General features: G+C 63.8%; 8 protein-coding genes. 7 read left to right on the top strand and 1 reads right to left on the bottom strand.

What is annotated here, in order from left to right:
* From VEK15_27095 to VEK15_27070, 6 genes are all read left to right on the top strand, one after another.
* Positions 1–723, top strand: a 723-nt coding sequence (locus VEK15_27095; GenBank protein HXV64395.1) for an amidohydrolase family protein, incomplete at its 5' end; no start/stop codon positions are given.
* Positions 724–788: 65 nt separating this feature from the next.
* Positions 789–1,343 (top strand): sigma-70 family RNA polymerase sigma factor, encoded by a 555-nt coding sequence (locus VEK15_27090; GenBank protein ID HXV64394.1) that lies wholly within the window; start codon positions 789–791, stop codon positions 1,341–1,343.
* Positions 1,340–2,032: a hypothetical protein gene (locus tag VEK15_27085; GenBank protein ID HXV64393.1), complete on the top strand. Its 693-nt coding sequence runs from the start codon at positions 1,340–1,342 to the stop codon at positions 2,030–2,032. Before VEK15_27090 ends, VEK15_27085 begins: the two co-directional genes overlap by 4 nt.
* A 6-nt stretch (positions 2,033–2,038) precedes the next feature.
* The gene (locus tag VEK15_27080; protein HXV64392.1) at positions 2,039–3,409 is read left to right on the top strand and encodes a HEAT repeat domain-containing protein; all 1,371 of its coding nucleotides are present in this window, start codon (positions 2,039–2,041) and stop codon (positions 3,407–3,409) included.
* Positions 3,406–4,389: a HEAT repeat domain-containing protein gene (locus VEK15_27075; protein HXV64391.1), complete on the top strand. Its 984-nt coding sequence runs from the start codon at positions 3,406–3,408 to the stop codon at positions 4,387–4,389. The genes VEK15_27080 and VEK15_27075 overlap by 4 nt, the downstream gene beginning before the upstream one ends.
* A gap of 33 nt (positions 4,390–4,422) precedes the next feature.
* Positions 4,423–4,986 (top strand): GNAT family N-acetyltransferase, encoded by a 564-nt coding sequence (locus tag VEK15_27070; protein ID HXV64390.1) that lies wholly within the window; start codon positions 4,423–4,425, stop codon positions 4,984–4,986.
* Between the two features lie 71 nt (positions 4,987–5,057).
* Here the strand turns inward: VEK15_27070 and VEK15_27065 are convergent, their stop codons facing one another.
* Positions 5,058–6,092 (bottom strand): prepilin-type N-terminal cleavage/methylation domain-containing protein, encoded by a 1,035-nt coding sequence (locus VEK15_27065; protein ID HXV64389.1) that lies wholly within the window; start codon positions 6,090–6,092, stop codon positions 5,058–5,060.
* Between the two features lie 118 nt (positions 6,093–6,210).
* On the opposite strand from VEK15_27065, the gene VEK15_27060 reads away from it, so the two are divergent.
* On the top strand, positions 6,211–7,373 hold a 1,163-nt coding region (locus VEK15_27060), incomplete at its 3' end, for a trypsin-like peptidase domain-containing protein (protein ID HXV64388.1).

The raw sequence follows: 7,373 nt of genomic DNA, 5'->3' as shown, positions 1-7,373 counted from the left end.
CCGGCCACCTTCGAGAGAGGGACGCGCCCGTTCTCCGAGGTGAAGAAAGAATATGACCGACGAATCGCCGAGCTCGGCGATTGGCTGGAAGCGGCGCGTCGCTACCAGCTGGGCGGGGAGGCGGTGGAAAAGGACTGGAAGCTCGAGGCACTCGCCGCCGTGGTGGATGGTCGGCTGCCGCTCATGATCCAGGTGGATGACGAAAGGGGTATTCGCGACGCCGTGTCCTTTACCGACAAGGAGGGCGTTCGTCTCATTCTCCTCAGTGCGCGCGACGCATGGAAAGTCGCGGATGTTCTAGCAGAGAAGCAGATTCCGGTCATCCTCGGGCCGACCCTCGAGCTTCCTCGACACGAAGACGAGCCTTACGACCAGCCTTTCGTCACCGCCGCCGAGCTCCACCGGGCGGGTGTGCGGGTAGTCTTCGCGAGCTTCAGTTCGTCGAACTCGCGTCTGCTACCTTACGAGGTGGGGAACGCGGTCGCCTACGGCCTTCCGCACGAAGAGGGGCTGAAAGCCATCACGCTCTATCCAGCGCAGCTCTTCGGGGTGGGCGACGAGCTCGGCAGCATCGAGGAAGGGAAAGTCGCGAACCTCATCGTGACCGATGGCGATCCCCTGGAGATCGCGACGCAGATCCGCTACCTCTTCATCAAGGGAAAGCTCGAAAGCCTCGAAAACAAGCACTTGCAGCTCTACGAGAAATACCGGGCGCGTGAGTAGCTCGCCGGCAAGCCAACACCGCCGGGGCTAACCGAACGCACCCCGGCTGCGTCTAAAGGGGTTGAATGCAGGCCGTGGCCGACGAGCTCGTGGCGAGGGCCCGGGCCGGCGATGAGGAGGCATTTTCGGTCCTCGTCCAAACCCACGCCCGAGATGTCTTTCGGCTGGCCTTCCGCATCACCCGAAACGAGGACGACGCCGAGGATACCGTGCAAGAGACGTTTTTGCGGGCCTATCGCAAGCTCGACGCTTTCGAATCTCGAGCCAGCTTCAGCACCTGGCTATATCGCGTGACGGCGAACACCGCGATCGACGTTCTGAGACGACGACGCCGGACGGACGAGCGAATGGCTCCACTAGACGACGCGACGCCGGCGGTGACCGCGTCTCAGGAGGTCCTGACGTTCGGCCGCCAGGTTCGAGACCGCATCGAGTCGGCGCTCGGAAGCCTGAGCGAGATGGAAAGGACCGTGTTCGTGCTACGTCATTTCCAGGAGCTCTCGCTCGCCGAGATCAGCGGGAGTCTCGACATCACGGTCAGCGCGACGAAACAGGCGCTCTTTCGAGCGGTGCGGAAGATGCGCAAGACCCTGGCGCCCCTGGTGAGGACACACTCATGAGACATCTGAGCGACGACGACCTGGTGCTCGTGTTCTACGACGAGGCGGGAGCGGAGGAACGTGAGCATGTCGTTGAGTGCCCCCGGTGCCGCGCGGAGCTCGATGGGCTGCGAGAGGCGCTCGCCGAGCTCACGGAGACTCCGATACCGGAACCGGACGATGACTACGGATCTCGTGTCTGGACCGGCCTTCAGACGCGGCTTGCGAGGCCCTCTTGGCGGTGGGCAACGCCGGCCTGGATTGGTGCGGCGGCGGCGATTGTGCTGGCGGCGACGTTTCTCGCCGGACGCCTTTCGGTACGCCCTCCTCCGCCGGAGACCACCCGGAACGAGGAAGTCCGAGAGCGGATCTTGCTTCTCGCGCTCGGCGATCATCTTCGCGAATCGCAGGTCCTTCTGCTCGAGATTGCCAATCGGCCTCAGGGCACGGAGAACCTACCCATACGCGAGCGGGCGGAGGACCTCGTCCAGGAAAGTCGGCTCTATCGGCAGACGGCCCGGCGAGTGGGCGACGTGGTTACCGCCGACGTTCTCGACGAGCTGGAGCGGTTCCTTCTCGATGTAGCTCACGGGCCCACGTCGACCGAGGCTCTCGAGGGACTCTCGATTCGCATCGCCGATCGCGATCTCATTTTCAAATTGCGCGTCCTGGAGGCGAACGTCTCCGAGAAGACGATACGGAGGTTCTGACGAAACATGATTAGGCTTCTGAGTTTGGCAACCGCGGGGGTGCTGCTCGCCGCTCTTTCGGCGAGGGCTTCCTTGTCCTGGATCCAGTCTGCCGAGGGCAACGCGAGCTACCAGGAAGGGAGGCAGGCGCTCGATCGAGGCGACTGGGCCCGGGCGATCGAGGCCTTTCAGCGAGCCGGGGAGGACGAGGCCCTCGCCGACGCGGCCCTTTGGTGGCGGGCTTATGCGCACCACCGCGCCGGGGAAGTCGAGCGGGCGCTGGAGCTCGTCTCCGAGCTCGATCGCCGCTTCCCTCAGAGCCGGTGGAGGGACGACGCTCGCGCGCTCGCCGCCGAGATACGGGGCGTTTCCGCGCGACAGATCGACTCTGGCGACGACGAGCTCAAGCTCATGGCGCTCAACGGCCTCATGCATATGAAAGACGACGAGGCAATTCCCATCCTGGAGGAGATCCTCACCGGTGGTCAGTCGGAGAAACTGAGAGAGCGAGCGCTCTTCGTTCTCGCGCAAATGGACTCGGAGCCGGCCTTCGCCGTCCTCGCGCGCACGGCCAGGAGCACCGCGGACGGCGAGCTCCAGCGCAAGGCCATTCGTTACCTCGGCATCCACGAGAGCGAGAGAAGTCTGGCGCTTCTCGAAGAGCTCTATGGAAGCCTCGAGAGCAACGATGCGCGTTCGGACGTGCTTCACGCGTTCATGATCGCGGGGGAGAAGCAGAGGCTTCTGAAGCGCGCCCAGGAGGAGCCCGACCCTGAGCTTCGCGGCCGAGCCATCCACTGGCTCGGCACGATGGACGCTTCGGCCGAGCTATGGGAGCTCTATGGTCGGGAAAGCTCCGAAGACGTCAAGAAGAAGATCCTCCAGGCCTTTCTGGTAGCGGGCGCGAGCGAGCACCTGCTCGCGGTGGCGCGCGATCCCTCGCAAAGTGAGGAGCTCCGTAAGACCGCGGTGAGCCGGCTCGGCGCGGAGGGAGCCGATGACGCGCTCTGGGAGCTGTTTCAGCAAGAGAGCGGCGTGGAGATGAAGAAGCGCATCCTTCATGCGCTCTTCGTGGCGGGAAATACCGAGCGACTCGAAACGGTAGCGAATAATGCCTCGGAGACCGAAGAGCTGCGCAAGGCCGCGATCCACGACCTCGGAGTCTCGGGGGGTAGCGAAGCCCGTGCAGCTCTTCTGGCCATCTACGAGAACGAGAGCTCGGAGGAATTGAAGAAGCAAGTGCTTCACAGCCTCTTCCTGCAGGACGCGGCCACGGAGCTCGTCGCCATCGCCCGCGCGGAAACGAGCCCCGAGCTCAAGAAAACGGCAGTCCACTGGCTCTCGCTGATGGACGCGGCCGAGGCCAGAGACTTCTTGATGGAGGTTTTGAGACGATGAATCCGTTCGTGTCGCTCTTCGTGGTGGCCGCGCTCCAGACGAGCCCCAGGCTTTTGGATGGAAATCTCGTGGAGCATGGTGAGTCGCGCGACATCGCCGCCGACGTCCTGGCATTGGAAGACGGCGTCTGGGCTGGATACGCCGTGCCGATGATCTCCGGCCGCCATTCCTTCTGTGGAAACGGGGTCGTGACGCTCGATGCCCACGGATGGTCCGGTCGGCAGACCTCGTCACCCGGCACGGACCTTTTCGTGCTGTATCGCGTCGAGGCTGGGGCGGTCGCGAGAATCCGAACGCTCGATTCCGAGTGCCGCATCGACGCTTCCGGGGAAACGATTCACTGGTGGAGGTCCGTCTCTCCTCGTTCGAGCCTGGAGTTTCTCGAGACTCTCGCGCGCGAGGGAGATACCGACCGCTCGGAGGACGCCGTCACCGCGATGGCGTTTCACCAGGAGCCTCTGGCGGACGCACGCCTGTCGGCGCTCGCGGCCACGGCTGGCTCGCACGACGTCAAGGAGAAGGCGCTTTTCTGGCTCGGCGCCGCTCGCGGCGAAGGTGGGCTCCGACAGCTTGCGGAGCGTCTCGAGACCGAGACCGACCGGGGACTCCGCGAGAAGATCGTGTTCGCCCTTCACCTGTCGGAGGCGGACGGGGCCACCGAGAAGCTCGTTCAGATCGCGAAGAACGATTCTCACGCCGAGACCCGCGAAAAGGCGCTGTTCTGGCTCGCGCAGGAGGCAGGAAAGCTTGCCGCCGAGACCATCGCATCCGCGGTGCGGAACGACCCCGAGCTCGAGGTCAAGGAAAAGGCGGTCTTCGCTCTCTCTCAGCTGCCGCCCGATGAGGGCGTCCCCTTACTCCTCGAGGTGGCGGAAACGCACCCTCACCCCGAAGTGCGGAAGAAGGCGTTCTTCTGGCTGGGACAATCGGGTGACCCCAGGGCGCTCGCGCTTTTCGAGAAGATACTCCTGACGAGATAGCTGTGATATCGTAGCCGCGTCACAAGCGGCTCGATGACGACGCATCGTTTTCCCATGACGTCCGTGCTTCGCGACGGCAGGCGGGTTCTCGTCCGTCCTTTTCGGGAGATGGACGTGTCGGTGCTGCACGACTTTTTTCTCCGAATACCCGTCGATTGGCGGCGCTTCGCCTGGGATCCGATCGAGCGACGGGGGCTGGTCGAGAGCTGGGCCGACAACATCGATTACGACAAGGTCTTCCCGCTTCTCGCCTTCGACGGCTCCCGCGTCGTGGCGGACGCGAGCCTGCACCGCCGGGAGTTCGGCCCCCTGCGCCTCGTGGGAAGGATCAAGTGGCTGATCGATCCCGCTTTCCGGGGCGTGGGGTTGGGGGCGATGCTCGTGAACCTGCTGATGGATGCCGCCCGCGACCGCGGGTTACGCCATCTCACGGCGATGCTCATCTCCGACCTCGAACAGGATGCAATCGAGGTGTTGAGTCCGCTCGGATTCAAAGAGTACCGCATACCCGGATACGGAACGGATCCGGACGGCAACAACCACGACATGAGCAAGCTCGTGTTCTCGTTCCCCGAGAACGGGGCCCCCGCGGACTGACGTCGGGCTTTGCCTCTTCCGCGTCGTTGCGTCTAGTCGTTGAGTCTCAGCGAGCTGCCCGCTCGTGAATCTCAGAAAGCCGTTGCGCGATTTTCGGCTTCGTTCACGACGTTGCGCAGGCCCACCTGACTCGAGACCGTCTTCCTGACGTAGATCTCGTTGGGATCGAAAGCCCCGGCCGTAGCGCCCTTCAGGTTTTGCTCCTCCGTTCGTCCCGTCAGCGTCACGTCGACGCGGTTGATCCAGGTGAGCGGATCGTCCGAAGGAGCCACGGGAGGAACGTCGAAAAGATTCAGGCCGTCGTTTCCGATGCCGTATCGAATCTGGAGGTTCTCGATGTTGTGCGCCACTGCGATCCATCCCGCCGGATCGCCCAGGTCTCTCCGCTCGAGAGTCGGGTTCCCTACGGGAGGCGGGGGGCTGACCCGGTAAGTAATCACGCGGAACATGCCCACGACGGCGCAGTCTTCCTTGACCTCGTGGTTGAATCCCCCGGGCACGTTCAGCTCGGAATCGATGTTGCCGGGATTGTGGTTGATTTGCACTGTCGGTTCGCCGCCCGCGGTCGTCATCTGAGGATCCTGGGTGAGGTGAAAGTGGGTCAGCCCCACTTGACCGTCGCCGTTGCAGTCCGCGGTCTCGATGGCCGTCAGCATCATGCCGTACTCGTAAGATTCCTCGACGACCCCGGGCATGGGGTCGAAGGTGTCTGGGTCGAGCAGTAGCGTCGAAGATCGTCCGATCGTCCCGCAGGGACCGCCGCCGCCACCCTTACCCCCGGCCCCGCACTGCTTGGGACGGGAGATGGGGATGTTCGGATCGGCGTAGACGATCGTAACCTCGTCGGGCTGGATGCCGCCGCCGTCGCTCCAAATGACGGCCGAAGCCGGGGGCGTCTTGTATCCCGCGAGCGTCAGATCGCGGCCGATCATATCGAGCCCCGATCGGGTCGACATCTGCATGTCGGCGACCTGGTTCTCGCGCCGGAAGCTGTCCTGGCCGCCCAGGAGAACCCCGAAGACCGAAGCCATGATGATGAGGGTCACGGCGATCGCCACGAGCACCTCGATCAACGTGAAACCTTTGTTGCCTTGTTGTCGGATCATGAGGGCCACGATGCCCCGTTTCCTCGCGGGGTTCAGTGATCGGGGCCGTGGTGGGATGCCCCCCGTTGGCGATGAGGCGTTTCTCCCTCACCTGGCGGTAGAATGAGTCGGGGTGCACGTGAATCGCCGCTCGTCCGTCTTCATCGTGGTTTCGATGCTTCTTGTTGCGAACTTCGTCCGGGCGGAGCGTACGTTGGATCCCACTCAGGCCACGGTTTTCATACGGGTCATCGGCACGGTCCAAAGGGAGATCGACTCCGCCTGGAAGGAGACCATCGAGGAACGCAACGTCGAGATCGGCACCGGAAGCGGTTTCGTGTTCACCGAGTATGGCCATGTATTGACCAACCACCACGTCGTGGGCGGCGACGTGTTCCGCACTCGCGTGCGAGGGATCGAGGTGGAGGTGCGTATCGCGGTCGAGCGGATCGAGATCGTGTTCCCGTCCGTGGGCGCGGGTTCTCTCGAGGAGCCCAGGACGTTTCCGGCCACGCTCGAGGCGACGGATTCGGACCTGGATCTCGCGGTGCTCTCGACGAGCGCGTCCGAGCTGCCTTACCTTGCGTTCGGAGACTCCGATGCCACGGAGAAAGGGCAAGGGGTCAGCGTCTTCGGGTTTCCCTTCGGGCGGAAAGTCGAGATCGGTAAGGGAGACGTCGACGACATCGTGCCTCAGGTCACCGTTACCAGAGGTGCCGTCTCCGCCAGCCGTGCCAACGATTCTGGAGAGCCCTCCTTTCTGCAGACGAGCGCGACGGTCAATCCCGGTAACAGCGGCGGGCCCATGGTCGACGGCGAAGGCTTCGTCCTTGGCGTCATCCGACTGAAGCTTCGCGGCGCCGAGGGGGTCGGATTTGCCGTCCCGGTGAACACCGTGAAGGACTTTCTCGAGTATCGAGGCTACGGCCAGCTTCTGCCCACCGAACGGCTTCGACTCGGCCCCGAACAGACCCTCGAGGGCAAGGGACTGACGCTTCAACTTCCCGACACGATGGAGGACGTTTCCCCCGTTCGCCTGCGAGCTTTTTCCGATCCCACAAACGGCGATGTGCGGTTCGTGGCTGAGCGTGTGGCCTCACCGTGGGAGCTCTCGCGTCTCGAGGCGCTACTGCTCGGGGGCGGTACGTTTGGCCCGTTTCAGGCCTCGGGCGAGCGGCGTTCGAGCGCCTTCTCGTCGGGACGCCTCATTGCGGGATGGGCGAGCGGCACGGACGGGACCGACGGCAACGAGGCGAAACTCGAGTATGCGCTTCTCGAATCCGGCCTCGAGAAAGTCCTCGT

The organism is Vicinamibacteria bacterium, from assembly GCA_035620555.1.
Taxonomy (GTDB): Bacteria; Acidobacteriota; Vicinamibacteria; order Marinacidobacterales; family SMYC01; genus DASPGQ01.
The sequence above is the reverse complement of the archived record's forward strand: the minus strand, read 5'-3'. Positions and strand labels throughout refer to the sequence as shown.